22 protein-coding genes and 2 tRNA genes are annotated in these 25813 nt (G+C 61.4%); 7 read left to right on the forward strand and 17 right to left on the reverse strand.

All coding sequences use genetic code 11. The annotated features are described in order from the left end of the window. Nucleotides 1-64: 64 nt before the first annotated feature. From queD to def, 12 genes are all read right to left on the reverse strand, one after another. Nucleotides 65-508, reverse strand: coding sequence for a 6-carboxytetrahydropterin synthase QueD (queD, locus tag P0D80_RS13470; RefSeq protein ID WP_090518804.1), 444 nt, complete (start codon nt 506-508; stop codon nt 65-67). A gap of 9 nt (nt 509-517) precedes the next feature. After that, nucleotides 518-1150: a 7-carboxy-7-deazaguanine synthase gene (queE, locus tag P0D80_RS13475; RefSeq protein WP_408284437.1), complete on the reverse strand. Its 633-nt coding sequence runs from the start codon at nt 1148-1150 to the stop codon at nt 518-520. A 63-nt stretch (nt 1151-1213) separates the two neighbouring features. Continuing rightward, nucleotides 1214-1948, reverse strand: a complete 735-nt coding sequence (gene queC, locus P0D80_RS13480; protein ID WP_132376415.1) for a 7-cyano-7-deazaguanine synthase QueC — start codon at nt 1946-1948, stop codon at nt 1214-1216. 389 nt (nt 1949-2337) lie between these two features. Beyond that, nucleotides 2338-2413: transfer RNA gene (locus P0D80_RS13485), tRNA-Phe, on the reverse strand. 118 nt (nt 2414-2531) lie between these two features. Next, the gene (gene esaR / locus P0D80_RS13490; protein WP_132376416.1) at nt 2532-3221 is read right to left on the reverse strand and encodes a response regulator transcription factor EsaR; all 690 of its coding nucleotides are present in this window, start codon (nt 3219-3221) and stop codon (nt 2532-2534) included. Further along, entirely contained in the window at nt 3222-5636 is a 2415-nt protein-coding gene (locus P0D80_RS13495) for a sensor histidine kinase (protein ID WP_408176245.1), read from the reverse strand. After that, complete coding sequence (locus tag P0D80_RS13500; RefSeq protein ID WP_408176246.1) at nt 5626-6225, reverse strand: DUF4390 domain-containing protein; 600 nt, start codon at nt 6223-6225, stop codon at nt 5626-5628. Before P0D80_RS13500 ends, P0D80_RS13495 begins: the two co-directional genes overlap by 11 nt. Beyond that, nucleotides 6222-7661: a 16S rRNA (cytosine(967)-C(5))-methyltransferase RsmB gene (gene rsmB / locus P0D80_RS13505; protein ID WP_408284440.1), complete on the reverse strand. Its 1440-nt coding sequence runs from the start codon at nt 7659-7661 to the stop codon at nt 6222-6224. Before rsmB ends, P0D80_RS13500 begins: the two co-directional genes overlap by 4 nt. A gap of 416 nt (nt 7662-8077) precedes the next feature. Further along, on the reverse strand, nt 8078-8935 hold the full coding sequence (htpX, locus tag P0D80_RS13510; RefSeq protein ID WP_132376420.1) for a zinc metalloprotease HtpX: 858 nt from the start codon (nt 8933-8935) through the stop codon (nt 8078-8080). A gap of 104 nt (nt 8936-9039) precedes the next feature. Then, nucleotides 9040-9681, reverse strand: coding sequence for a LysE family translocator (locus P0D80_RS13515; protein WP_408284442.1), 642 nt, complete (start codon nt 9679-9681; stop codon nt 9040-9042). A 114-nt stretch (nt 9682-9795) separates the two neighbouring features. Next, nucleotides 9796-10782: a methionyl-tRNA formyltransferase gene (gene fmt / locus P0D80_RS13520; protein ID WP_408284445.1), complete on the reverse strand. Its 987-nt coding sequence runs from the start codon at nt 10780-10782 to the stop codon at nt 9796-9798. A gap of 31 nt (nt 10783-10813) precedes the next feature. Continuing rightward, on the reverse strand, nt 10814-11317 hold the full coding sequence (gene def, locus P0D80_RS13525) for a peptide deformylase (protein WP_132376423.1): 504 nt from the start codon (nt 11315-11317) through the stop codon (nt 10814-10816). Between the two features lie 244 nt (nt 11318-11561). Between def and dprA the strand changes: the two genes are divergently transcribed. The 3 genes from dprA (at nt 11562) to P0D80_RS13540 (ending at nt 16210) form a co-directional block, all read left to right on the forward strand. Next, nucleotides 11562-12839 (forward strand): DNA-processing protein DprA, encoded by a 1278-nt coding sequence (dprA, locus tag P0D80_RS13530; protein ID WP_408284448.1) that lies wholly within the window; start codon nt 11562-11564, stop codon nt 12837-12839. Between the two features lie 89 nt (nt 12840-12928). Then, nucleotides 12929-13306 (forward strand): thioredoxin family protein, encoded by a 378-nt coding sequence (locus P0D80_RS13535; protein ID WP_132377009.1) that lies wholly within the window; start codon nt 12929-12931, stop codon nt 13304-13306. A 249-nt stretch (nt 13307-13555) separates the two neighbouring features. Continuing rightward, nucleotides 13556-16210 (forward strand): DNA topoisomerase III, encoded by a 2655-nt coding sequence (locus tag P0D80_RS13540; protein WP_408176253.1) that lies wholly within the window; start codon nt 13556-13558, stop codon nt 16208-16210. 153 nt (nt 16211-16363) lie between these two features. Here P0D80_RS13540 and gvmR read toward each other — a convergent pair whose 3' ends face one another. Next, a complete protein-coding gene (gene gvmR, locus P0D80_RS13545; protein ID WP_408176254.1) occupies nt 16364-17467 on the reverse strand; it encodes a transcriptional regulator GvmR in 1104 nt (367 codons plus the stop codon). Nucleotides 17468-17809: 342 nt separating this feature from the next. Beyond that, complete coding sequence (locus tag P0D80_RS13550; RefSeq protein ID WP_408284456.1) at nt 17810-19666, reverse strand: phosphoenolpyruvate carboxykinase (GTP); 1857 nt, start codon at nt 19664-19666, stop codon at nt 17810-17812. Nucleotides 19667-20043: 377 nt separating this feature from the next. Between P0D80_RS13550 and P0D80_RS13555 the strand changes: the two genes are divergently transcribed. Then, a complete protein-coding gene (locus tag P0D80_RS13555; protein ID WP_132376428.1) occupies nt 20044-21057 on the forward strand; it encodes a D-2-hydroxyacid dehydrogenase family protein in 1014 nt (337 codons plus the stop codon). A gap of 89 nt (nt 21058-21146) precedes the next feature. Here the strand turns inward: P0D80_RS13555 and P0D80_RS13560 are convergent, their stop codons facing one another. Together P0D80_RS13560 and P0D80_RS13565 are read right to left on the reverse strand one after the other, a co-directional pair. Continuing rightward, a complete protein-coding gene (locus P0D80_RS13560) occupies nt 21147-22025 on the reverse strand; it encodes a patatin-like phospholipase family protein (RefSeq protein ID WP_408176259.1) in 879 nt (292 codons plus the stop codon). Nucleotides 22026-22061: 36 nt separating this feature from the next. After that, nucleotides 22062-22466 carry a PaaI family thioesterase gene (locus P0D80_RS13565; protein WP_310813407.1) on the reverse strand — a complete coding sequence of 135 codons (405 nt, stop codon included), beginning with the start codon at nt 22464-22466 and terminating at the stop codon, nt 22062-22064. Nucleotides 22467-22669: 203 nt separating this feature from the next. On the opposite strand from P0D80_RS13565, the gene P0D80_RS13570 reads away from it, so the two are divergent. The 3 genes from P0D80_RS13570 to P0D80_RS13580 all read left to right on the forward strand — a co-directional run bounded on the left by P0D80_RS13570 (nt 22670) and on the right by P0D80_RS13580 (nt 24609). Beyond that, nucleotides 22670-22745, forward strand: a tRNA-Lys gene (locus P0D80_RS13570). Nucleotides 22746-23039: 294 nt separating this feature from the next. Further along, nucleotides 23040-24092 carry a hypothetical protein gene (locus P0D80_RS13575; RefSeq protein ID WP_408284460.1) on the forward strand — a complete coding sequence of 351 codons (1053 nt, stop codon included), beginning with the start codon at nt 23040-23042 and terminating at the stop codon, nt 24090-24092. A 1-nt stretch (nt 24093) separates the two neighbouring features. Next, nucleotides 24094-24609 carry a hypothetical protein gene (locus P0D80_RS13580; protein WP_408284461.1) on the forward strand — a complete coding sequence of 172 codons (516 nt, stop codon included), beginning with the start codon at nt 24094-24096 and terminating at the stop codon, nt 24607-24609. A 124-nt stretch (nt 24610-24733) separates the two neighbouring features. Here P0D80_RS13580 and P0D80_RS13585 read toward each other — a convergent pair whose 3' ends face one another. Beyond that, nucleotides 24734-25813 (reverse strand): tyrosine-type recombinase/integrase, encoded by a 1080-nt coding sequence (locus P0D80_RS13585; RefSeq protein WP_408284463.1) that lies wholly within the window; start codon nt 25811-25813, stop codon nt 24734-24736.

A 25813-nucleotide genomic window follows, 5' to 3' on the forward strand; every position in this document is an offset into this window, starting at 1 on the left:
CAATAACGCGGGGGTTGGCGTTCCCCCGCGGAGTCTTCCTTCGGGGGACGAGGCGCCGCCGGGTTTAGTCGCGGACCACGTCGGCCCAGCAATTCGGCGTCTCGTACAGGCGCAGCTTGTGCAGACGCAGATTCACGCCGTAGTGCGCGTCGTAGACATTCGCGAGAATGTCGAACGCGACAGCGGCAAGATTTTCGACGGTAGGAATGCGATCGAGCACGACCGTCTTGTGGCCGGCCATCGTTTCCAGGAAACCGCGCACCTGCGTGTCGCCTTCATAGACGAGAAACGCATGGTCCCACTTGTCGACGAGATGCTCGACGGCGAGCGACTTCACGTCGGCGAAGTCCATCACCATGCCGCGATCGGGCGCGCCTTCGGTGTCGACCAGATCGCCTTGCAGCGTGATTTCGAGCACATAGCGATGACCGTGCAGATTACGGCACTGGCTGCGGTGATCAGGAATGCGGTGACCCGCGTCGAATTCGAGTTTTCGTGTAATCGTCAGCACGGCAAATCAGGGAATGTTCAGATACTTGTGGGTCTGCATCGACAGGCGCCATTGCGGATGGCGTTTGCACCAGTCGATCGCGAGCTTGGTGTTGATGTCGCGCGACGGACCGTCCATGGGCTGGACGAGGAAATACTCGAAGTCGAGCTTCGCATACTCGGACAAACGCTGGTTGTCCTGCGGAATCACGACCTTCAATTCGTTGCCCTTGGTCACAACGAGCGGCGCGTCGGCCTTCGGGCTCACACAGATCCAGTCGATCGTTTCGAGCACCGGCAGCGAGCCGTTGGTTTCGATGGCGATTTCGAAGCCGGCGGCATGCAGCGTGTCGACCAACGGCGGGTCGATCTGCAGCATCGGCTCGCCGCCCGTGCACACCACGAAACGCTCGCCCTCGCCTGCCGGCCATTGCGACGCGATCATCTGCACCAGATCGTCAGCCGTGCGGTACTTTCCGCCGTTCTCGCCGTCGGTGCCGACGAAATCGGTATCGCAGAAGCGGCACACCGCCTCGGCACGATCTTCTTCGCGGCCCGACCACAGGTTGCAGCCGGCGAACCGGCAGAAGACAGCCGGACGCCCGGCATTCGCGCCCTCGCCCTGCAACGTGTAGAAGATTTCCTTGACCGCGTAAGTCATGCTGCTTTCTGCCCTGTGTTCCTGAAAATTATTGCCTGAGTTGCGCTGCTGCGCCGAGCGTCATCAGACCGGCGCCTCGGTGACCTTCTCACCCGAGAGATACGCTTCGTAGCCGCGCTTGCGCAAGCGGCACGCCGGGCACTCGCCACAACCGAAGCCCCATGCATGCAATTCGGCGCGTTCGCCGACATAGCAAGTATGCGTCTCGACGCGCACCAGCTCGACCAGTTCGTCGCCGCCGAGCTCGTGCGCAAGGCGCCACGTGTCGGCTTTGTCGAGCCACATCAACGGTGTCTCGAGCAGGATGCGCGTGTCCATGCCGAGGTTCAACGCTACCTGCAACGCCTTCATCGTGTCGTCGCGGCAATCTGGATAGCCCGAGAAATCCGTCTCGCACATGCCGCCGACCAGCACCTGCAAACCACGCCGATATGCAATTGCCGCCGCGATGGTCATGAACATCAGATTGCGGCCCGGCACGAACGTATTCGGCAAACCGTTGGCCGTGGCTTCGATCTCGATCTCACGCGTCATGGCGGTATCGCTGATCGCGCCGAGCACCGACAGATCGATCATATGGTCGTCGCCGAGGCGGTCGGCCCACGCGGGGAATGCGCGCGCGACGGCGTTGCGAAACCCCTCGCGGCATTCCAGTTCGACGCGGTGCCGCTGACCGTAATCGAAGCCCAGCGTCTCAACCGTTTCATAACGTTCGAGCGCCCAGGCGAGGCACGTGGCGGAATCCTGGCCGCCGGAAAACAGCACCAGAGCGCTACGTTTAGCGTCGTTGCGGATCACCGTGAAACTCCGTGAATGAAGAGTGCCACGTCGCGCTGCGCGAGGTGCGCCATGCAAGCAACGCGGCGCGACGCGTGCCGGCACTGCTGCCGGCCCAAAGCAGTATAGGCCGCGCCTTCCGCATGCAGAGTCGCTGGGCGCTTATACCGTTAATCGTCGGGCGAAGGGTTCGGTGCTGGTGGCGGCGTTGCCGCGCGGCACTCAGGCGACGCACTCACGTGCAAGTCCTTGAACTGGCGCGATTTTATCACGCGACGCCGAATACCGCCGAGCGCGCCCTGCCGCGTGGCGCGCGAAAACCGAAGCAACGGATGCCCGTCACGCCCGTCACAATAGGGGCACAAAAAGGAAAAGCCCCAGGAATCTTGCGATTTCCTGGGGCTGAATCCTGGTGGCCTGGGACGGAATCGAACCATCGACACGCGGATTTTCAATCCGCTGCTCTACCAACTGAGCTACCGGGCCAACGAAGAACGAAATAATATCAAAGGGTCAGCAGCAGGGCAAGCCCCTCGTCGAAAAAATCTGCGGAAGTGACAACCGCGCGCGGAACGCCGGCTTCACTTCCGCTTGGTACTCACCTTCACTCGCCTTTGTTTTTGCCGAGATCGACGCCGAGTTGCTTGAGCTTGCGATACAAGTGCGTGCGCTCCAGCCCGGTCTTCTCCGCCACGCGCGTCATGCTGCCGTTCTCACGCGCGAGGTGATATTCGAAGTACGCGCGCTCGAACGCATCGCGTGCGTCGCGCAGCGGGATGTCGAACGAGATCGAGGCCGTTTGCGCAGCCAGCGCGCCGCTGCCCATGCCATCGGTCGAGAGCATCGGCAAGGCCGCCGCCGAAGCCACGGCCGAGGCACTCACCGGCAACACCGGCTTGGCTGCCGCGCCGCCGGGCGCACCCACCGCAGTTCCGCGCGCGAGCCCCTGCTCGACGGCCTTCAGCAGCTTCTGCAGCGCAATCGGCTTCTCGAGGAAATTGAGTGCGCCGATCTTGGTTGCTTCGACCGCCGTGTCGATGGTCGCGTGCCCGGACATCATGATTACCGGCATGGTCAGCTGCCCTTGCGCGGCCCATTCCTTGAGCAAGGTCACGCCGTCGGTGTCGGGCATCCAGATGTCGAGCAGCACCAGGTCAGGCGCCTGGCGCAAACGGAACTCGCGCGCTTCCTGCGCGTTTTCCGCGGCCTCCACGACATGCCCTTCGTCGCTCAGGATCTCCGAGAGCAATTCCCGGATGCCCATTTCATCATCTACCACCAGGATGGTTGCCATTTACGCTGCCTTTGTCTGCACTGTTGCTTTTGTCTTTCCCTGCGACGCACCGCCGTGCGCCGGACGCGGCCCTGTTCCGGGTGCCGCGGCATCGTCTGCCAGTTGAAGGAAGAGAATCGAAATCTGCGCGCCCTCGATGACATCGCCCGCTTTCATACGATTGCGGATGTCGATGCGCGCGCCATGTTCATCGACGATCTTCTTGACCATCGCAAGACCCAGGCCCGTACCTTTGGCCTTGGTCGTCACGTAAGGCTCGAATGCACGTGTGAGGATACGCGCGGGAAAGCCCGCTCCGTTATCCGACACCGTCAGACGTACCGCGACGTGTACTTTGCCTTCCGCGTCGGGGTCTCCGTATTCTACTGTCCTCGTCTCGAGCAACACATGTGGATGCTCGAGGTCCGCAACCGCATCCTGCGCGTTCTGCAGCAGGTTGTGAATCACCTGACGCAATTGCGTCGCGTCGCCACGGATCGCCGGCAACGCAGCGAGCTCCACTTGAATAGCGCCCTTGCCCTCTTCGATACCGTACAGCGTGAGCACTTCGCTGACCAGATCGTTCAGTTGCAAATGCGCGAGCACCGCTGGCGGCGTACGCGCGTAGTCGCGGAAGTTGTCGACCATCTGCTTCATCGCGGCGACCTGGTTCACGATCGTGGTCGCGCCGCGCTTCAACACGTCGGCATCGGATGGCGACAGCTTGTCGGCGAGCTTCATCTGCAAACGTTCGGCCGAGAGCTGGATCGGCGTGAGCGGATTCTTGATCTCGTGTGCGAGCCGCCGCGCGACTTCACCCCACGCGATCGAACGCTGCGCGGAGATCACGTCCGAGATATCGTCGAACACCACGACGTAGCCGGAGGTCTGCATGTCTTCCGCGTCGCGGTCCGTCGCGGAGACGAGCCGCGCGCCGCGCACGAGCAAGGTGAGCGGCTCGGTTTCGCCCGGCACCTGCACCGAGAACTGCTGCTGCCAGTGGCCGCGATCGTCGTGACCATCGCCGCTCGCGGCTTCGCGATCGGCAAACGCTTTACGGACCATACCGCCGAATTCGCTCAGCACGCCGATCTGATCCAGCGCCGAACCCATCACCGCCTGGAACGGCTGACGGAATATCCGCTCGGCACCGCGATTCGCTGTGGTCAGCCTGAACTGGCGGTCGAACACGAACACGCCGGCGGTCAGGTTCGCGAGAATGCTTTCCAGATACGCCTTCGAATGTTCGAGCGCAATGCGATTGTTCTCGACCGCCGCGCGCGCTTCGGACAACTGCCGCGTCATCGCGTTGAACGACTGCGTGAGAAAGCCCAGTTCGTCGCGCGATTTGATTTCGCGCTTCGGCGTGTAATCGCCTTCGGTGATTTCCTTGGTGCCTTGCGCCAGCAGGAACAACGGCCGCGCGAGCTGGTTGCCGAGCGCAAGCGCCAGCATCATTGCGATGAAGGTGGCGAGGAACAGCGCGAGCGTCAGCGTGCCGATATACATCTTGCGCAGACCCGTGCGGCCGAGCGCCTTCTCCTGGTACTCGCGATAGGCGCGCTGCACCGCGTCGGCATTACGCGCGAGCGTGGGCGACACCGGCTGCGTGAGTTGCAGGAAGCGTTCGGTGGGCTGCAGCAGCGAGGCATTCGCATCAGGGATACGTTGCACCACGCGCAGGCGCAACACGCCCTTGCTGCCATGCGCGTGAGGATCGCCGTCCACTTCGCCTTCGATCGCCGCATAGCCGCGGCCGCGCGCCTGATCGATCATCAGCGGCGTGGGCAAATCGTTCGGCACAAGCGTCGCGTAGTTGCCCGATGCCTGCGCGACCACGTGCATTTCGGGCGTCGCACCGGACATGCTGCGCGTGGGTTCGACGATCGTCGCATCCTGCACGCCGAACTGATCGCGCAGACGCAGCAGCGTAAGCGTGGTGCCGGCGGCATCCGCGCTCGCCAACTGTTCCGACATCAGCCGGCCCTTGGTCTGCAGATCGGACAGTGACGCGTCGAGCATGCCGCGCCCGAGATTCAAACCGGACGTGAGCGCTGTTTCGACGTTCACATCGAACCACGACTCGATACTGCGCGACACGAACTGATACGACACGACGTAGATGATCCCGCCGGGCACCACGCCGACCAGCGCCATGAAGAACGCAAGTTTGGCCAACAACCGCGTGCCGAACTTACCCTTCCTCAGCCGCGCGATGATGATGATGACGAGCGTCGCCACCACCAGCAAAAAGATCATCGCGACCACGAGGTTGGCCGCGTAGAGCCACTGGTAATAGCGGTCGAAGAATTCGGTGTTCGCGCTGGCCGCGGCCAGCAGCACGAGCAGCAACACGGCCGTGACGGCGACCGTCGACACCAGCACGCGCACGACGATGCTGCTGACACTGGTAGCGGAGCGCACTTTATTTAGCACGTTCGGTCACCGTGAAGGTAAAGCGCTTCCATTCGGACGCGAGGTTCCAGTCGCGGTTGTTCACCGCGTCGATCTGGAACGGCTTGGGCATCAGCGCGATGTCGAGTTGCATACGCACCGACGCGTTATAAGTCTCGCCGACACGCACCTCACTCCGGTCGATCACGTGCCACGACGTGATGTGCTTGATCACTGCGAGCGCATCCTTGAGCGTAGTGAAGCCGAGCTGTAAACCGCCGGACGACACGCTCGACACGCGATATTCGCGCGTGAGCGGCTGGAACGACAGGCGAATGCTTTGCGACACACTCACCGGCTGCTCGTCGAACCAGTACCAGCGCGGCCGGCTCAGTTCGAAGTCGGTCGTGAAATAAAGCGGAATGCCTTTATTGACCGCGTCTTCGAGGTTGCTGTTCAGATCGAAGTCGAAACGCGCGTCGAGATTCCAGCCGGTGTTGTCGGATTGCAGCGACGCACGCTGGACCGCGATCGAGTCAGCGTGCGCCACGCCCGGCGCCGCCAGCCATACGGCCAGCGCGATCCAGAGCACGGCAGCGAGCCGAAGCGGGAAGAAGCGTTTGATGGTCACCGTTTCTGAAAGCGCGCGTAGAAAAATCCGTCGTGGTCTGAGTTCGCGCCGGCGCTGTCTTCAGCGGGTTGTCCGGCATGAGAACCGGCCGATGTGTCGGCGGGCGCGCGAGCGACTGAAGGCAACAGTTGCCCCGGCGCGTCCAATCGTACCGCATCCTGATACTTGTTTCCAAACCACTGCGCCTGCAACTCGCCTTCTTCCGGAAAGATCGAACACGTAACGTAGAGCAACTCGCCGCCTGGCTTCACGAGCGGCCACAGGGCGTCGAGAATGCGGCGCTGCTCGGCGACCAGCGCGGGAATGTCCGACGCGCGGCGCAGCCAGCGGATATCCGGATGGCGCCGCACGATGCCCGACGCCGAGCACGGCACGTCGGCCAGAATGCGGTCGAACGGCTGGTCGATGTCGTCGTGCCATTTCGCCGGTGCGCCCGCGTCGCCGATCCGCACTTCCGCTTCGAGCTTGAGGCGCTGCAGATTTTCACCGATACGGCGCGCGCGCGACGCATCGCTTTCGAGCGCGACGAGCTGTAGTTTGGCGAGTTCGAGCAGATGGCCCGTCTTGCCGCCGGGCGCCGCGCAGGCGTCGAGCACGCGCATGCCGTCGCGCACGCCGAGCAATTGTGCGGCGAGTTGCGCGCCGGCGTCCTGCACCGAGACGACGCCGTCGTTGAAACCCGGAATGCGGTCGACCGGCATCGGCGTGACGAGCTTGACGGCGTAGTCGCCGGCCTTGCTCGCGGCAATGTGATGGTTTTGCAGCACTTGCAGATAGGCGTCGACTGTCGAATGACGCGCGTTCACCCGCAGCGTCAGCGGGCCTTGCGTGTTGCCGGCGGCGAGCACCGACTGCCATGCGTCGGGCCATGCGCGTTTGACCGCGTCGATCCACCATGCCGGGTAGTTCCAGCGCGCCACTTCATCGGCCTGTGCGGCGTTCAAAAGCGTTTCGCGCTCGCGCAGAAAATTGCGCAGGACGGCGTTGACGAGGCCCTTCGCAAAGGCGAATTCACGACGTGCGCCGATCGCGTTCACCGCCTGATCGACCACCGTGAACGGCGCGTAGGCAGCGTTTGCTTCGTCGTCGACGAGCAGGGCCAGCGAGCAGGCGAGCACATGGCCGACGTGCGGCGGAGGCGCCTTTTTCACCAGCTTCGCGATCAGCCACTCGGCGGTCGCGAGACGCCGCATGGTGCGGTACGCGATGTCCTGCACCGCGCCACGCGCGGCGGCGGCGCTGCCCTCGGGCGCGGACACGAAGACGGATTGCAGCGCGGCCGGCAAGGCTGCGCCGAGACGCACGGCTCCGACCGCCTGGCCCGCGCAGTCGAGCGCGAAACCGAGCGATTCGGGCGCGAGATGCAGCATCGACAAACGTGATTCGCGCGGACGAGCCGATGAGGAAGCAGTACGCGAAGAAGGCTTTGTGGTCATGAAGAAGGCTAAAGCGGGCCGCGCGGGAGCGCGCGACACAATCAGCACACATTGTAGCGTGGCGCGGGGAGCGGGCCGGCGGGCGGTCTATGAGCGAGCCGACCGCGGATCTGCGACGAACGGGAAAGTGTGGGGCTGGAGGGCGGGTTCTGCGATTTGGTGCGAACTTGGGATGGCGCGACGCACCGGCCCGCGGGCAGTCCATAAGCGTAGCGATTGCAAATCCACGGCAGGCGGGAAGACCGGCATTTGAAGCGCAGGGTCAAAGATCCGGTGCGGACCTTCAGACGCCGGTGACGGGAATGATGTTCACGTGATCCGCAGCGCCATCACTAGCTCACGCTCCGTCGCGCCGGAATAAAAAAGGCGAGTCAGCCGACTCGCCCTTCCTCACACCGCGCGAGTGCCGCGCGGCGTTATTCGAAGCGCCCCGTACGCGCCATTTCCATCAAACGCGCGATGCGCTCTTCGGTGGCCGGGTGCGTGGAGAACAGATTCGCGATGCCGCCGCCCGACAGCGGATTCATGATCATCATTTGCGCGGTGGCCGGATGCTGCTCGGCCGTGGGGAACGGAATCCCGCTCGCGTAACGATGGATCTTGTCGAGCGCCGAAGCGAGCGCTTGCGGGTCGCCGGAAATCTGCGCGCCGGCACGATCCGCTTCGAATTCACGTGCCCGCGAAATCGCCATCTGGATCAACGCACCGGCGATCGGCGCCAGCAGCGCTACGGCGATGCCCGCGATCGGGTTCGTGGAACGGCCGTTTTCGTCGCGGCTGCCGAAGAACATCGCGAAGTTCGCCAGCGCGGAAATGGCGCCGGCCATGGTGGCCGAAACGGTCGAGATCAGAATGTCGCGATGCTTCACGTGCGCGAGTTCGTGCGCCATGACCCCGCGCATTTCGCGCTCGGACAGCACGCGCAGAATGCCGGTTGTGGCAGCGACCGCCGCATGCTCCGGATTGCGGCCTGTGGCGAACGCGTTCGGCGCGTCTTCATTGATCAGGTAGACGCGCGGCATGGGCAGTCCGGCGCGCGTGGAGAGCTCGCGCACCATGCGATAGAACTGCGGCGCACTGGTTTCGTCGACTTCCTGCGCGTTGTACATGCGCAAGACCATCTTGTCGGAGAACCAGTACGAAAAGAAATTCATCCCAAGGGCGATCACGAGCGCGATCGTCATGCCGCGCGACCCGCCGATCATCCCGCCGATCACGATGAAAAGGGCCGTGATCGCGGCCATCAACATCGCGGTTTTGACCCAATTGAACATGTCTGCAACTCCTTGCCCTAACGCGGGGTTCAAATCTGCACCGCGTGATCGCGGCGCTCGATTGTAAGCGAAATGTTAGATATGGGCGCGCAGGGAAAATTCAATCATCTTGATGCGGTGGCGAGCTTGAGGCCCAGGCCGACGAAAGCGCTGCCGACACCGCGATCCAGCCACTTCTTCACCGACGGCCGGCCCGAAAAGCGCCGCGTCACACTGCCCGCGATCCACGCGACAAAACTGTTCCAGAGCATGCTCATCACGACGAACACCGCTCCGAGCGTGAGGAAGGCAAGCGCTTTGTGGTCGCTGCCGGTCGTCACGAACTGCGGGAAGAACGACACGAAAAACAGTACCACCTTGGGGTTCAGCACGTTGGTCCAGAAGCCTTGCAGGAAAAGCTGGTGCAGCGATTTGGGCGCGCCGGCCGCGCGCGCTTCGCCCGCAGCCTGGTTGGCGGCTGGCTTGGCGAAGAGCAGGCGCACGCCGAGATACATCAGATAAATAGCGCCGACGAACTTGATGACCGTGAATGCGGTGGCCAACGCGGCCAGCAGCGCGGTCAAGCCGAACGCGCAGGCGAGCGAGTGAACGCAGCAGCCGGCGGAAATGCCAAGCGCCGACATGAGACCCGCGCCACGGCCTTGAGCGACACTGCGCCCGACGATATAAGCCGTATCGGGACCGGGCGTCACGTTCAGGAGAAAGACCGCGGCGACGAAAAACTCGAAATGGGTGATGCCGAACATGGAAATCCTCGAAATCCGGGCTATTGCATGGAGGATTCTAACGCGCGGCAGGCCTGTCCAGCGGGGTCTTGAACATCGTCCGAATGGACGATGTTCAGGTCGTGCGCGACGGTGTTACTTTGCTTCGGGAAGTTGAAAGCGCTGCCCCACAGCCAGCGTCGAGCCGGCCAGGAATTCGCGCACCGGCAGGCGTTTGCCGCCGGGTTTCTGCAATTGCGTGAGACGCAGCGCACCTTCGCCGCAGGCTACGACCACGCCGTCGGGAGAGATGTCGGTGATCGTGCCCGGTGCGCTCCTGGCTTGCGCGTCGCTGGGAACCGCAGCCCAGAGCTTGATCGACGTGCCGTCTTCAAGCGTGCCGACACCGCCAGGGAACGGGTCGAACGCGCGCACCTGGCGCGCGAGCACGGCCGCCGGGCGGCGCCAGTCGAGCGCGGCTTCCTGCTTGCCGATCTTTTCCGCGTAGGTCACGCCGTCCGCGGGCTGCGGGGTCGCCGCCAGTTTGCCTGTGCGCTCGAGTTCGATCAGCGCCTCGACGATCAGCTTCGCGCCGTCTTGCGCGAGACGGTCGTGCAAGGTGGCCGTCGTGTCGTCGACGGAAATCGCGGTGCGCGCTTCGGAGATCATCGCGCCGGTGTCGAGGCCGACATCCATCTGCATCAGCGTAATGCCGGTTTCGGCGTCGCCCGCTTCGATCGCGCGATGAATCGGCGCTGCGCCGCGCCAGCGCGGCAACAACGATGCGTGAATGTTGATGCAGCCAAGCGGCGCAATATCGAGCACTTCCTGCGGCAGGATCAGGCCGTAAGCGGCCACCACCATGACGTCGTGCGGCGTGGCGCGCAATTGATCGATCGCGGCGGCGGCTTCGGCTGGATATTTGCCGGCGCGGCGCAGCGAAGGCGGCTGGGCGACGGTCAAACCATGCTCCTGCGCATAGCGCTTGACCGGACTCGCCTGCAATTTCATTCCGCGTCCGGCGGGCCGATCCGGCTGGGTCAGCACGAGCGGCACCGGAAAACCGGCGCTGTGAATCGCGGCCAGCGCGGCCGCGGCGAACTCCGGCGTACCGGCAAAGATAACGCGCAACGAATGACTCATGAACGGGAGTGGTAGGCGAGGTGAACGCGAATTACATTGCGTGGGCGAGCTTCTTCATCTTGCTCTTGATGCGCGTCTGCTTCAGCGACGACAGGTACTCGACGAAAACGCGGCCCATCAGGTGATCCATTTCGTGCTGGATGCACACCGCGAGCAGGCCTTCACAGTCCATCTCGAAGGTTTCGCCCTTCTCGTTGAGCGCCCGCACGCGCACTTTTTCGGCGCGCTCGACATTGTCGTAAATGCCCGGCACCGAGAGACAGCCCTCTTCCGACAGCTTCCTTTCGTCGCTCGACCAGATAATTTCGGGGTTGATGAAGGCGAGCAGTTCGTTGTGGTCGTCCGACACGTCGATCACGATCACGCGCTCGTGCACGTCCACCTGGGTCGCGGCCAGGCCGACGCCGGGCGCGCCGTACATGGTTTCGGCCATGTCCTTGACGAGGCGGCGGATGCGGTCGTTGACCTCCGCGACCGGCTTCGCGATCTTGTGCAGCCGTTTGTCCGGGTAGTTGAGGATATTCAGTAAAGCCATGATCTCGAGTGTGATTTTCGGGCGCCGCTGACCTTGGGAAGGCCCGCGTTGGCCTTTCGGCCAGGTTGTGAGCCCGTCGCGTTACGCACAGGATAGATGGTGTCGAACCGGTTCGATTCAACGCGCCTCGTGCGCCAAACGACGAGCCCGCGCGGGTGGGCGCGGCGCCGCAGTTATTTCGGATGATGAAAATTTTAGCATGGCGCCCGCCTGCCCGCTGGCCCTGCACGAGGATCGACACGTAATGCACACCTTGCCCGCAACCGAAATTGAACTCGCCGCATGGCTGCGGCTTGCACTCGCGCCGGGGCTAAAACCGGCTGCGCTGCGCCTACTGCTGGGCGCGTTTGGATTGCCGAAAGCGATTTTCGATCAAACGCCCGAGGCGCTCGCCGAGATTGCTGGTGAAGCCGCGGCACGCGCGGCGCTGGCGCCGACGGGCCCCGGATTCGAGGCCCAGCTGGACGCGGTGATCGCGTGGCGCGAGCAACCCGGTAATCAGGTCGTGACGCTCGACGACCCCGCTTACCCGCCGGCGCTGCTGACCATGCCCGATCCGCCACCGCTGCTATATATAAAGGGCCGGTTGAAACTGTTGCATACGCGAGCAGTCGCCCTCGTGGGAAGCCGCAGCGCTACACCGCAAGGCGTCGAAGACGCGGAGCGGTTCGCGCGCGAACTGTCGGTGGCCGGTGTCACCGTCGTCTCGGGGCTCGCGCTCGGCATCGACGGCGCCGCGCATCGGGGCGGGTTAGAGGGCGTCGGCGGCACCGTCGCCGTGATCGGTACCGGCGCGGACCTCGTGTATCCGGCGGCGCATCACGCGCTGGCGCGCCAGATCGCGGTACAGGGCGCGATTCTCTCCGAATGGCCGCTCGGCACGCCCGCGCGCGCCGCCAATTTCCCGCAGCGTAGCCGTCTGATCGCCGGGCTCGTCAGCGGCGTGGTGATCGTCGAAGCGGCGATGCGCTCCGGTTCGCTGATCACGGCGCGGCTCGCCAATGAGATGGGACGCGATATCTTCGCGCTGCCCGGCTCGATTCACGCACCGCTCTCGCGCGGGTGTCATCGAATCATCAAGCAGGGCGCGAAGCTGGTGGAAACGCCGGATGAAGTGCTGGAGGAGCTGGGCTTTGCGCGGCGGGCAGCGCCGCGGGTGGCGTCGGGGTCGGCGCATGCCGTTCTTTGGGGCGGTGTCGATTCACCGAATACATCAGCGGTCAGCGGGACGGTAGCAGGCGAGCCCAAGTCGGCTGGAGCACAGACGGCAGAACCATCTCCGACCGAAGCAGCAGCGGCAGGTTCTGCGACGCCGGTCGCCGCGCCGCCTTGCCCACCGGTCGCCCCGGAAGCACAGCGCCTCCTCGCCGCGCTCGGTCATTCGCCCACCACGCTTGAAATTCTCGCCACCCGCACCGAGATGGAGGACGCGGCACTGCAAACCACCTTGCTGCAACTCGAACTCGCCGGCCAGGTGAGCGTGCTGCCCGGCGGCCGCTTCATGCGGACGAGCCACGGCTGACCTCGCATTGATCAGAGTTGACCACCATTCGGGATCGGCCATGCTACATTCGCGCCAAAGCACCTGACAAAAGTACGCAAGGAACCACCATGCCCGCGCTAAACCTCGACACCGACCAAGACCGGATCGCCGAGCGCGTCAACGAATCCGAGACGCTGTTCGTTGCCTGCCTGTGCGCGGAATGGTGCGGAACCTGCCGGGAGTATCGAGACGCTTTCGACAAGCTGGCCGACCGGCACCCGGAAATCTGTTTCGCATGGATCGATATAGAGACCCATGCGGACCGTTTCGAGGATCTGGATGTGGAGAATTTTCCGACCATCCTGATCGAAGACTCGGTAACGACACGATTCTTCGGCACCGTTTTGCCGCAGGCGGCGATTGTGGAACGGATGTTGTCTGATTTGACGGCCGTGCCCGGCGTCAGCGGCGCGCCGAAACTGCGGCCCGCGCTGGCTGTCGCCTGATTCAGGCTCGCCGGTTTGCGAGCCCAGCGGCCCGGGCGTTGCGAGCGGTGCACAAGGTGTTTGTCGCAGCTTGCCTGATGCCTGAGCACGCAATTATGATTTCGCGCTTTTATCGCACTTGACACGCCGGTCTCGCGCCGTGTGCTATAAAGCGGTCGTTAATGGGTCGCAAAGGTCGCAAACGAGGGTCGCGCTAACAGAAGCGCACTCACGGCCATCAACCCTGATCTACCAACCTCACATCGAGTCATGTCCAAAGCACTGATCATCGCCGAAAAGCCTTCCGTCGCGAACGACATCGCGCGCGCTTTGGGCGGCTTTACCAAGCATGACGAATACTACGAGAGCGACGACTACGTCCTTTCCTCGGCAGTCGGCCATCTGCTGGAAATTGCCGCGCCCGAAGACTATGAAGTCAAACGCGGCAAGTGGAGTTTCGCCAATCTGCCCGTCATTCCGCCGCACTTCGATCTCAACCCGATCGCCAAAAGCGAGTCGCGCCTGAAGGTGCTGACCAAGCTGCTCAAGCGCAAAGATGTCGACCGCCTGATCAACGCATGTGACGCGGGGCGCGAGGGCGAACTGATCTTCCGACTGATCGCGCAGCACGCGAAAGCCAAGCAGCCGGTGCAGCGCCTGTGGCTGCAATCCATGACGGCGGGCGCAATCCGCGACGGCTTCGCCCGTCTGCGCAGCGACGAAGAGATGCAGCCGCTCGCGGATGCGGCGCGCTGCCGCTCGGAAGCGGACTGGCTGGTCGGCATCAACGGCACGCGCGCAATGACCGCGTTCAACAGCAAGGGCGGCGGCTTTTTCCTGACTACGGTCGGGCGGGTGCAAACGCCGACGCTGTCGATCGTGGTCGAGCGCGAAGAGAAGATTCGCCGCTTCGTGCCGCGCGATTATTGGGAAGTGAAAGCGGAGTTCGTCTGCTCGGCCGGCTTCTACGAAGGCCGCTGGTTCGATCCGAAATTCAAGCGCGACGAGTTCGATCCGGAAAAACGCGATTCGCGTCTGTGGGCGCTGCCCGCGGCTGAGACGATCGTCGCCGCCTGCCGTGGCCAGATCGGCACGGTGACCGAGGAATCGAAGCCGTCCACGCAGCTCTCGCCGGCCCTGTTCGACCTGACCAGCTTGCAGCGCGAGGCCAACGGCCGCTTCGGCTTCTCGGCGAAGAACACTTTGGGCCTCGCCCAGGCGCTGTACGAAAAGCACAAGGTGCTGACCTATCCCCGTACCGACGCGCGCGCGCTGCCGGAAGACTATATGGATACGGTCAAAGAGACGCTCGGCATGCTCAAGGAGAGCAACAACTATCTGCCGTTCGCCAAGCAGGTGCTCGACAAGGGCTGGGTGAAGCCGAACAAGCGCATCTTCGATAACTCGAAGATCAGCGACCACTTTGCAATCATCCCGACGCTGCAAGCACCGAAGAATCTGTCCGAACCGGAACAAAAGCTCTACGACCTCGTCGTGAAGCGCTTCCTCGCGGTGTTTTTCCCGGCTGCCGAATTCAAGGTGACGACACGCATCACGGAAGTGGTCGGGCATCACTTCAAGACCGAAGGCAAGGTGCTGGTCGAGCCGGGCTGGTTGCAGGTTTATGGCCGCGAGATCAGCGGCGAAGACGCCAACCTCGTGCCGGTGCAAAAAGACGAGAAGGTCAAGACGGACAAGATCGCCGCCCAGCAACTGGTGACGAAACCGCCCGCACGCTACAACGAAGCCACCTTGCTGTCGGCCATGGAAGGCGCGGGCAAGCTCGTCGAAGACGACGAACTGCGCGAAGCGATGGCGGCCAAGGGGCTCGGCACGCCGGCCACGCGTGCGGCGATCATCGAAGGGTTGCTGGGTGAAAAATATCTGATTCGCGAAGGCCGCGATCTGATTCCGACCGCCAAGGCTTTCCAGCTCATGACGCTCTTGCGCGGCCTCGGTGTGAAGGAACTGACGGCGCCGGAATTGACCGGCGAGTGGGAATATAAGCTGTCGCAAATGGAACGTGGCAACCTGCCACGTGACGCGTTCATGCAGGAAATCGCCCGCATGACGCAGACCATCGTCAAGCGCGCGAAAGAGTACGATTCCGACACGATCCCGGGTGATTACGCGACGTTGCAGACGCCATGTCCGAATTGCGGCGGTCAGGTGAAGGAAAACTACCGGCGCTTCGCCTGCTCGAAATGCGAGTTCTCGATCTCGAAAATTCCGGGTGGACGTCAGTTCGAAATCCCGGAAGTCGAAGAGCTGCTGCAGAACAAGACGATCGGGCCGCTGTCGGGCTTCCGCAGCAAGATGGGCCGACCGTTCTCGGCGATCTTGAAACTCTCGCTCGACGACGAAATTAAGAACTACAAACTCGAATTCGACTTCGGCCAGGATGCGGGCGGCGAAGACGGCGAACCGCCTGACTTCTCCGATCAGCAACCGGTGGGCGCGTGCCCGAAGTGCAAGGGCCGCGTGTTCGAGCACGGCATGAGCTACGTCTGCGAGAACTCGGTCGCCAATCCGAAGACTTGCGATTTCCGCTCTGGCAAGGTGATCCTGCAGCAGGAAATCGCCCGCGAACAGATGGCCAAGCTGCTCGAAGAAGGCCGCACGGATCTGCTGACGAACTTCAAGTCGTCGCGTACCGGCCGTAACTTCAAGGCCTTCCTCGTCAAGCAGAACGACGGCAAGATCGGCTTCGAGTTCGAGAAGAAGGAGCCGTCGGCAAAGACTGCCGCGAAGACCGCGGCGGCCAAGGCGGCGGCCAACGCAGCGTCGGAATCGGAATCCGAGGACGGTGAAACGCCGGTGGCGGTAAAGGCCGCGCCAGCAGCCAAAAAGGCCGCAGCGAAAAAAGCACCGGCGGCCAAGAAAGCCCCTGCCAAGAAGGCGGTGGCGCGTAAAACCGGCTCGTAATTCGAACCGGCTGCCGGAAGAAGATTCTCTTCCGGCTTGCTTCATCTGGACTTGCCATGAAAAAAGGCGCGATCACATAACGTGACCGCGCCTTTTTGTTTGTCCGCCGGCAAGCGCCTAGCGGCGGCTTTCCCGGCTTGATCGATCCAATACTTACAGCGGCGACAAAGCCGTGGGCCGTGTACGAGGCGTCGTCTTGGCCAGCGTCTTCGGCAGCGGCGATAACTCGCTGTCCAGCAGGCGTGAGAGCGGCTCAGCGCCGTCAAATGCTTCCGGCGGCATGGATTCCGCGGAATCGAGCGCCGTCGTCGTGGCGGCCCGGCCGAGGCCGTCCTCCTTGATCCACTGTTCACCCAGCAGGCTGTTCGGCGTCTGGCTGAAATGCTCGACCAGATGGTCGATGAACGTGCGCACTTTCGCCGGCAAGTGACGGCGGCTCGGATACGCGATGTTGATCTCGACCTGCGGCAACCGGTAATCGCCGAGCAGGCGTACGAGCCTGCCGCGCGTCATGTCACGGCCGATCAGATAGCTCGGCAGAATCGCAATGCCCATGCCGAGCAGCGCAAACTGACGCAGCATTTCCGTGTTGTTCGCAACGATCACGTTCGACGGACGCACGCGCACTTCGCCTTCCGGCCCGGTGAACACGCGCTCGTCGCCCCAATATTCGGAGGGCAGGCTCAGGCACGGATGCTCGAGCAGATGCTCCGGACGCGTGGGCATGCCGTGCTTCTCCAGATACGCCGGCGTGGCGCACACCGTCATGCAACCCGTGGTGAGACGCCGCGTGACAATGCTCGCGCTGCGCATTTGCCGCGCGATCACCACGCCCACGTCGAAGCCTTCTTCGACCAGATCGACCTGGCGGTCGACCAGCGTGACGTCGGGGATGACTTTCGGATAGCGCTCCGCGTACGTCTGGAGCACGGGTGCCAGATTGTGCAGCCCGAACACCACCGGTGCGACGATCCGCAACGTGCCGACGGGCTCGTGATTGCGCGCGACCACCATCTGCTCGACGTCTTCCAGTTCGTCGAGAATCTGGCGCGCGCGCTCGAGATAAACCTGGCCTGATTCGGTCAGAGACAAGCTGCGGGTGGTGCGATTGAGCAGCCGCGTACCTAGACGGCCTTCGAGGTCGGCAACGTGACGGGTGGCAACTGCGTTGGAAATATCCATCGCGCTCGCAGCGCGGGCAAAACTGCCGAGATCCGCCACTCTGACGAAAACTCGCATCGACTGCAAATGATCCATAAGACAACTCCTGCCGTGTTGCTGCTTCCTGACAATTAGTGAAAACCAGTGAAGCGAACTTGGAATTCTCCTACGACTCGCGAAATCGTGCAGAAGTTGCCCGCGAAAGCGGAAATATTGTCGATATTTGTGCGACTGTGTTCACCAATGTGGGGCGTGACCATCGATTGTTCCTTGAAGCAAAACAATCTGCTGCAGTGCAGCTTGAACTGTCATTTTTGTTCGAACAGACGCAACGGCCGCTCCGGCATTGCGAAATCAGAAAAAATCGCAGTGCGACGGTGGACCGCAAAGAAAAAACCGCCCGAAGGCGGTTTTCGTGCGAAGTGAATACTCACCTGATCACGCGGCGAGTTTCCCTTCGAGCGCGCGTTTGGCCTCCGTTAGCGCCGGCGGCAGGCCTTGCTGCAATGTGTCAAACAGCTCGGCGTGGAGCGCGAGTTCTGCGCGCCAGGCTGCGTCGTCGACGGAAATGACCTGCTCGAACTGCTCGCGGCTGAAATTCAGCCCGCTCCAGTCGATGTCCTCGTAGTGCGGCGACACGCCGAAAGCATGTTCCTCACCTTGAGCTGAGCCTTCGATCCGGCCGACCATCCAGCTCAACACCCGCATGTTCTCGCCGAAGCCCGGCCAGACGAATTTGCCGTCCGCGCCTTTGCGGAACCAGTTGACGCAGAAGATTTTCGGCAGCTTCGCGTTCAGTTCCTCCAGACGCTTGCCGGTCTTCAGCCAGTGACCGAAATAGTCGCTCATGTTGTAGCCGCAGAACGGCAGCATCGCGAACGGATCGCGGCGCACCACGCCCTGCTGGCCGGCCGCGGCGGCAGTCGTTTCGGAACCCATGGTCGCCGCCATGTAGACGCCTTCCACCCAGTTGCGCGCCTCGGTGACGAGCGGCACGGTGGTGGAGCGGCGCCCGCCGAAGATGAACGCGTCGATCGCGACGCCCGCCGGATTTTCCCAGTCGGGGTCGATGGACGGGCATTGCGAGGCCGGCGCCGTAAAGCGCGCGTTCGGGTGCGCCGCCTTGCGGCCGCTTTCCTTCGCGCCGGCCGGCGTCCAGTCCTTGCCTTGCCAGTCGATCAGGTGCGCGGGCGCTTCGTCGGTCATGCCTTCCCACCAGACGTCGCCGTCGTCGGTGAGCGCGACGTTTGTGAAGATCACGTTTTCCTTCAACGTGGCCATCGCGTTGAAGTTGGTCTTTTCGCTAGTGCCCGGCGCCACGCCGAAGTAGCCGGCTTCCGGGTTGATCGCGTACAGGCGCCCGTCCTTGCCCGGTTTGATCCACGCGATATCGTCGCCGATCGTGGAGATTTTCCAGCCGTTCAGGCCTTCCGGCGGGATCAGCATTGCGAAGTTGGTCTTGCCGCACGCCGACGGAAACGCCGCCGCGACATGATGCTTGCGCCCTTCCGGCGAGGTCACGCCGAGAATCAGCATGTGCTCGGCGAGCCAGCCTTCGTCGCGGCCCATGGTCGACGCGATGCGCAGCGCGAAGCACTTTTTGCCCAGCAGCGCATTGCCGCCGTACCCCGAGCCGTAGCTCCAGATTTCCCGCGATTCAGGGAAGTGGACGATGTATTTGGTTTCGTTGCACGGCCACGGCACGTCTTTCGCGCCGGCCGCGAGCGGCGCGCCGACCGAATGGACGCACGGCACGAACTCGCCGTCTTCGCCGAGCACGTCGTAAACCTTGCGGCCCATGCGCGTCATGATGCGCATGTTGGTGACCACGTACGGGCTGTCGCTCAATTCGACGCCGATATGCGCGATCGGTGAACCGAGCGGGCCCATCGAAAACGGCACCACGTACATGGTGCGGCCGCGCATCGCGCCTTCGAACAGGCCGTCGAGCGTCGAGCGCATTTCGGCCGGAGCGATCCAGTTATTGGTGGGACCCGCGTCTTCGCGACGCTGCGAACAGATGAAGGTGCGGTCTTCGACGCGCGCCACATCGGACGGATCGGACCATGCGAGATAAGAATTGGGACGTTTCGCGGGATTGAGTTTCTTGAGCGTGCCGGCTTCGACCATCTGCGCGCAAAGCCGGTCGTATTCCTCCTGCGAACCGTCGCACCAGACGATCCTGTCCGGCTTGGTCTTCGCGGCAACGCGCTGGACCCAGTCGAGCAGCTTTCGGTGTTTGACCCACGCGGGCGCCTCGATAGTGGGCTGTCCTTCGAATGAGGGGTGGTTCATCGACTTGTCTCCGTTTTGAAAAAGCAATAGAAAAACGGTACAAGCCCAGAGACGCTGCATGCGAGAGGCATTCAATTCTTCACGCCAGGTTCCTGCTACCCGACGCACAATTGTGCAGGTCGTTCCGGGCTACACAGCCTGTTGAGCGGAGACGCCAGCCGACGGGCTTCTGCAACCGTCTGTAAAGCGGCTTGCCTCAACACGCAACAAACTGTTAAAAACGATGTCAATCCGCCTTGCCGTGGCGCTGCCATTCTGTGCGGTAGCTACTACGGTAAGGCATTCAGCCAGACCGGCATGTGACCTAGGTCACATGGTGGGACAGTCAGCATAACACTCCGTTCCGCACCGCCAAGGTGCGTCGCAAGACACATACCATGAAGATTGCCATCCTCGACGATTACCAGGACGCCGTTCGCAAGCTCGACTGCTTTCAATTGCTGGCCGACCATGAGGTCAAGGTTTTCAACAACACCGTCCGCGGTCTCGGCCAGTTGGCAAGCCGTCTTTCCGAAGTCGACGCCCTCGTCCTGATTCGCGAACGCACCCGCATCAGCTCACAACTCCTCGATAAATTGCCGCGTTTGCGCATGATCAGCCAGACCGGCAAGGTCTCGAGCCACATCGATCTGAACGCGTGTACCGAGCGCGGCATTGCCGTGCTGGAAGGCACCGGCTCACCGTTCGCGCCTGCCGAGTTGACGTGGGCTCTCATCATGGCTGCCCAACGGCGGATTCCGCAATACGTAGCAAACCTTAAGCAAGGAGCCTGGCAGCAGTCCGGCTTGAAGACATCGGCGCTGCCGCCGAACTTCGGCTTGGGTCAGGTATTGCGTGGCCAGACGCTGGGGATCTGGGGTTACGGCAAGATCGGCCGGCTGGTGGCCGGTTATGGCAAGGCGTTCGGCATGAACGTCCTGATCTGGGGCCGCGAGCATTCGCGCGAAGCCGCTCGCGCAGATGGTTTCGGTGTGGCCGAGAGCCGCGAGGCACTGTTCGAGCAGAGCGACGTGCTGTCGCTGCACTTGCGCATGCACGACGACACGCGCGGCATCGTCAAACAGGAAGACCTGATGCGGATGAAGCCGACCGCGCTGCTCGTGAACACGAGCCGGGCCGAACTGCTCGACGAGAACGCGCTGGTGAATGCGCTGTCGCACAACCGCCCGGGCATGGTCGCGATCGACGTCTACGAAAGCGAGCCGATTCTGCAGGGCTACAGCCTGTTGCGCATGGAAAACGTGATCTGCACGCCGCACATCGGCTATGTGGAACGCGAAAGCTACGAGCAGTACTTCACCGCGGCATTCAAGAACATCCTCGCTTTCGACGCTGGCGAAACGGCTAGTGTGGCAAATCCGGAAGCCTTGCAGGGCGGCCGCCGGCGTTAAAAACGCCAGGGCTTCGCGGCGCGCGGAGCGCCGAGCGGATTCGTGCGGCGCAGTTGTCGCCGTTTGGATCCGCGCCGCCGCCACTCAACTCATCGCGCTGCTTCGTGCGCGCCGGCTTCAAGCAGATCGGGCATGCGTTCCAGGAAAGTCTCGCCATCGGCGCGGCCGAGGTTGTACGCGTGCACCATCTGCGAAGGGCTCGTGTAATCCCAACTCGAAATCGGCACTTTGCGCGACGGCTGCACATAGAGCCGTTGCTGTACGCCGTGCGGCACGACGAACATCTGCGGCCGCGGATAGAGGCGCGTGACCATCACCAGCACGTTGCCCGGCGCCTCGGCATCGAGCGCGCCGACCGGCACGTTATCGACCATTCCGCCATCCAGCACCGGCCGGCCGTTGCGCCGCAGAACCGGCGTGAAAGGCGGCGTACTCGATGATTGCAGGATCAGATCCGCCAGATCCTCGACGCTCGCGCAATCCTGCGCGCGCACGAATTCCGGGTGAAAGCCGAGCGTCTGACCGAGCGTCGGATGCAGCGTCTTGCGCACGTATTTTTCGATGTTGTACGCGATCAAGCCAGCGGCAACCGCGCTACGCGCGCCGAGCCAGCGCGGCAGATGCGATACGCCGATGCGGATTTCCGGCGCGTCGGCGAGCGTCGAAAACTTCTCGCCGTAGATGTCGAGCAGCGCCTGACGGTAGATGCGGTAATGCGGAAACACCGACTCGCCGCGCAGCAAATTGCCCCAGTAGGCGTTGCGGGTGTTGTGGCGCAGCGCGTCTTCGTAATAGCGCATGACCCAGTCGGAATCGCGCGTGTAGAGCATGCACGCGGTGGCGGCGCCGGCCGAAATGCCGGTGATGACGCGCGGCCGGATCCGCAATTCCGGCTGGATCACGTCCCAGAAACCCGCCTGCCACCAGCAGCGATTGCCACCGCCGGCGAATACGACCTGATCGAACATCCTGGTTTTCCCTCTAATGCGGCTCTTTGGCCGGTTTTAGTCGAGCAGTGCGTAGGTGGTGGTGGCGTGGACGGCCATGTTGCCGGATTCGTCGAATAATTCGACTTCGCCGAACACCAGATTGCGGCCCATGCGCAACACGCGGGCGGTGATCAGCACGTCGCCCTTGCGCACCGCGCGCATGAAATTGATGTTGAGCGAGACGGTGGTCATCGGTTTGAAACCGCCGAGCGCGGCTGAAATGGCGACGATCATGGCCGTGTCCGCCGCGGCCATGAATACCTGGCCGCAGATCACACCGCCCGCATGACGCAGCCCGCCCGAGAACGGCAGACGCAGCGTGGCGCCCTCCTCATCGACCTTGACCGGCGTCAGCGTGAGCGCACGGACCCATGGTGCGAGGATGCGGTCGAGCAACTCGATAATCTCTTTGTCATCCATGGCAATCCCCGGTCGAAAGCCGCGCGAGGCTTCGTGCGGCAAGGTGTCCGCGACATGATACCGGCACGATGCAGGCAGCGCCTTTTTCACGACAACGCGTCCGTCGAGGAATGCCTCGGGGCCGCGGATGCAAATATTTTTAAGAAATCTGCTAAAGGGACTTGGCAAGCCAAAAAAGTTACTGCATAATTTCGCTTCTGTTGGGGGCGTTAGCTCAGTTGGTAGAGCAGCGGACTCTTAATCCGTAGGTCGAGTGTTCGAGTCACTCACGCCCCACCAAAGAATTCAAAGGCTTAGCGCACGCTAAGCCTTTTTTCTTGCACCGCAAATAAGCGGTTGCTCCGCAAAGCTTTCTTTGCGGCGTCGCGAGACAGCGGCGATCAGACTACACACCCCCTCCTGCGACTGACCAGTCGTGCTCTTCGCTCAATCGTTCCGTTGCACCGCAACCGCGGACAGTTCTCGGAAAAAGTGCATTCGTCGGTTATTCTTCACACGAGATTTCTATCTCAAAATTAGCCGACCTCCGACGAACGATACCAAACGAAGGCAGATATGATCATTACGGGCCACATGAACTACTTCACCGTGAACAAGTGCGGGCTGTACCGTCAGACATCCCCGAAGCCCCAAGGCCTCGACCTCGCGGAAACTTTCGAGGCGATCACCAACTGGGTTCGGGGCAAACCGCTTAGCGATACGCTGCCGTGGAACGCAAATGCACGATCCGGTAAGCCGAAGTGCTATTGCAAAGACATCTACACTTCCGAAATCACCGGCGACATTCTGGTTGTTCTATGGAAGTCTGAATCCTCGGGCAGCGGAAATCTCCTTGGCGCTCCCGAGGATGCAAAAACCGGCGAAGGCAATGTTGTTACGCAAGATGCCAAGTTCAAGGGCAAGAAGGTGATCTGGGGGCATCCGATGTACTACTGGATTGTTCCGTCGGAAGAGTTGGTTGTTTCAATTAAGTTTGAAAACTCAGTGTGTGACTCCCAGCTGTTCCAGGACTGGATCACCGAGGCGGTCACAAATCGCGTTGATCACGGCAATAAGAAAAAAGAATACACTGCCAGTGGCCAGACTCGTCTCTCCTTTGCTGACGGCACGGTAGGCGGTGATTTCCGATACCGATATCTGTTCGACGTGTCGCTCAAGACTGAGAATACTGCAAATGCCGCGATGACGGCGTTGGCATCCAATATCACTCATGTTATTAAGCGAGAAACGATCACGCTCAAGACAGCTGATGAACGCGCGATGTGGGTTAAATTGTTCAACACTTTTCCTCACCTCAAACCGGCCCCCAACTCCAAGACTCGCGAAATCGAAATAAAGGCACAAGCACGCCCCACCGCAGCCGAAGTCAAAAAAATCATCGAAGGTTACGCCCGCGAAAATCGAAGCCCAGCGGAATGGGATAACGTCGGATTTCTCACTTCAGATAATAAAACAATTTGGGTCGATCGATACAGACTGACTAATTCCATCGCCTACGATATCCCGAAGGATCAGATTGTAACGGCGGTTGATTTGTGCGAGGCCATTGCAAAGAAACGGACCAACTTTCTAGCGCCACAGATTGGGGGGCATGCCATCGTGGCAACGACGAGGACCGGAACCTAACATGACGATGAGGCTACTGATTTACGCAGTGCTTTTAGTCGTGTTTGAATGCACCTATCTTTATTTTAACGTTTCGTATAGTTTATCCGATCTTAAAAATTACACCGACTCCTTGTTGGCCGCTGCGGGAATGGTTTTTACCATTATGGGCATTTGGATTGCGTTCTTGTATCCAAATGCCCTGAAGAGAATTGTCGATCAAGAAACGGTCAAGGTCGCCGATTTCTCTGAGACTCTTTCCGAGACGAAACGTCTCGAGCAGATAGTGGCAAGCGTACTGAAATCCGGGCTCACTATTATATTTGTGCTGTCGCTTTACCTGGCAAAAGTAATTTTTTCTCATACACAGTTTTATACCGTCCATGCGCCAATCTTCAAGGCCACTGCGTTAGCTGGGATTACTTTGATGTCTTGGATACAGGTAGAGTCAATATTTTCTGTTGTAGTCGCAAATATCATGTTTATAAACGACTTGCACAAAAAGCGAGAAGACCGGCAGATGGACAGTGAAATTTAACGCAATGAGCCCCGGCTGGCGAAACGAGCATTATGCTTTTTCGCCAGTCAATATCACCGCAGCCCGCTACGGTGAGCCCAAATCATGGATTCGGCGTCAGTGCATGCGTGAAAATATCTAAGCTTCAGCGCGTCGGCTCAACCTTGTCCCCTTTGCGCTCACGAACGTAATGCTCGGTCATGTTCAGCGACCTGTGACCCAACTGCCTCTGCGCAGCTCGAATGTCTCCGGTCGATTCTGTCTTATCGGTCCCGGCTTTAGCCCGCAGATCACGAAACTGAAACAAGTCCTTTTGTACGCCAGCCGCGACCCGCGCCCGGTCGAATCTGAATCTAAGGGCATCGCGCATAAGACGCCCGCCGCTTTCATTGACAACTAACGCATCAGTCCCCGAACCACAGGTCGCCTTACGCTTACGAATTCGCTCGATTACCTTTGCCAGCTCACCTATCACTGAGATTCGAAGCCTTTTACCACGCTTACCCTGTTCTACCCAAAGCTCACCGCCTCTAATGTCACTCTCCGCAAACTTCAGCGTATCCGCTGGTCGTTGACCTGTGAGATACGCCAGATCCATCGCATCACGCGTTGGCTGGTCTGCCGCGTCCCAAACACGTCTGAACAGATCATCCTCAACATAGACAGATCGACCCGTTTCCTTATTCCGCTTCACGCCAACACACGGATTCACGGCATCGGTAATGCCATGTTCACGGGCAAAGTTGAAGATATGTGAAAACAAGGCAATTTCGCGATTTGCACGAACGTGCCCTGGGCGCAAAGGTACCGCTCTACCGCGCTCCACAAACCACTGCCTTGCCACCTCCGCACGCCACGCGAGATATTGCTTTACGTGCACCGGTCTAATCTCGCTAAGTTGTGCCGGCGGATCATCAAAAAACTTATAAAGGCTCTCAAGTTCTGTCAAATTGTCCCGCTGCGTACGCCGGGCCTTTGTCGGTAACACTTGACGAACATAACGCTCCGCGACATAGCGGAATGTAACCAACTCCACGTGTCGATTATGTGTCTGCGCTTCCAGATCACCCCACTTCCGGACAGCCTCCACAAAATCTGACCCCAGAGGCACCTCGCGTCGTGGTGTGCCGCCTACGTCGGCGTAGTAGTAAACAACACCGCTCCGCTGCTTCCTCGCGCGCATACCCGGCGGCAAATTTGCGTTCTTCCAAGGACGCCGCCCCAT

This window comes from Paraburkholderia sp. RL17-373-BIF-A, from assembly GCF_046030175.1.
Taxonomy (GTDB): Bacteria; Pseudomonadota; Gammaproteobacteria; order Burkholderiales; family Burkholderiaceae; genus Paraburkholderia.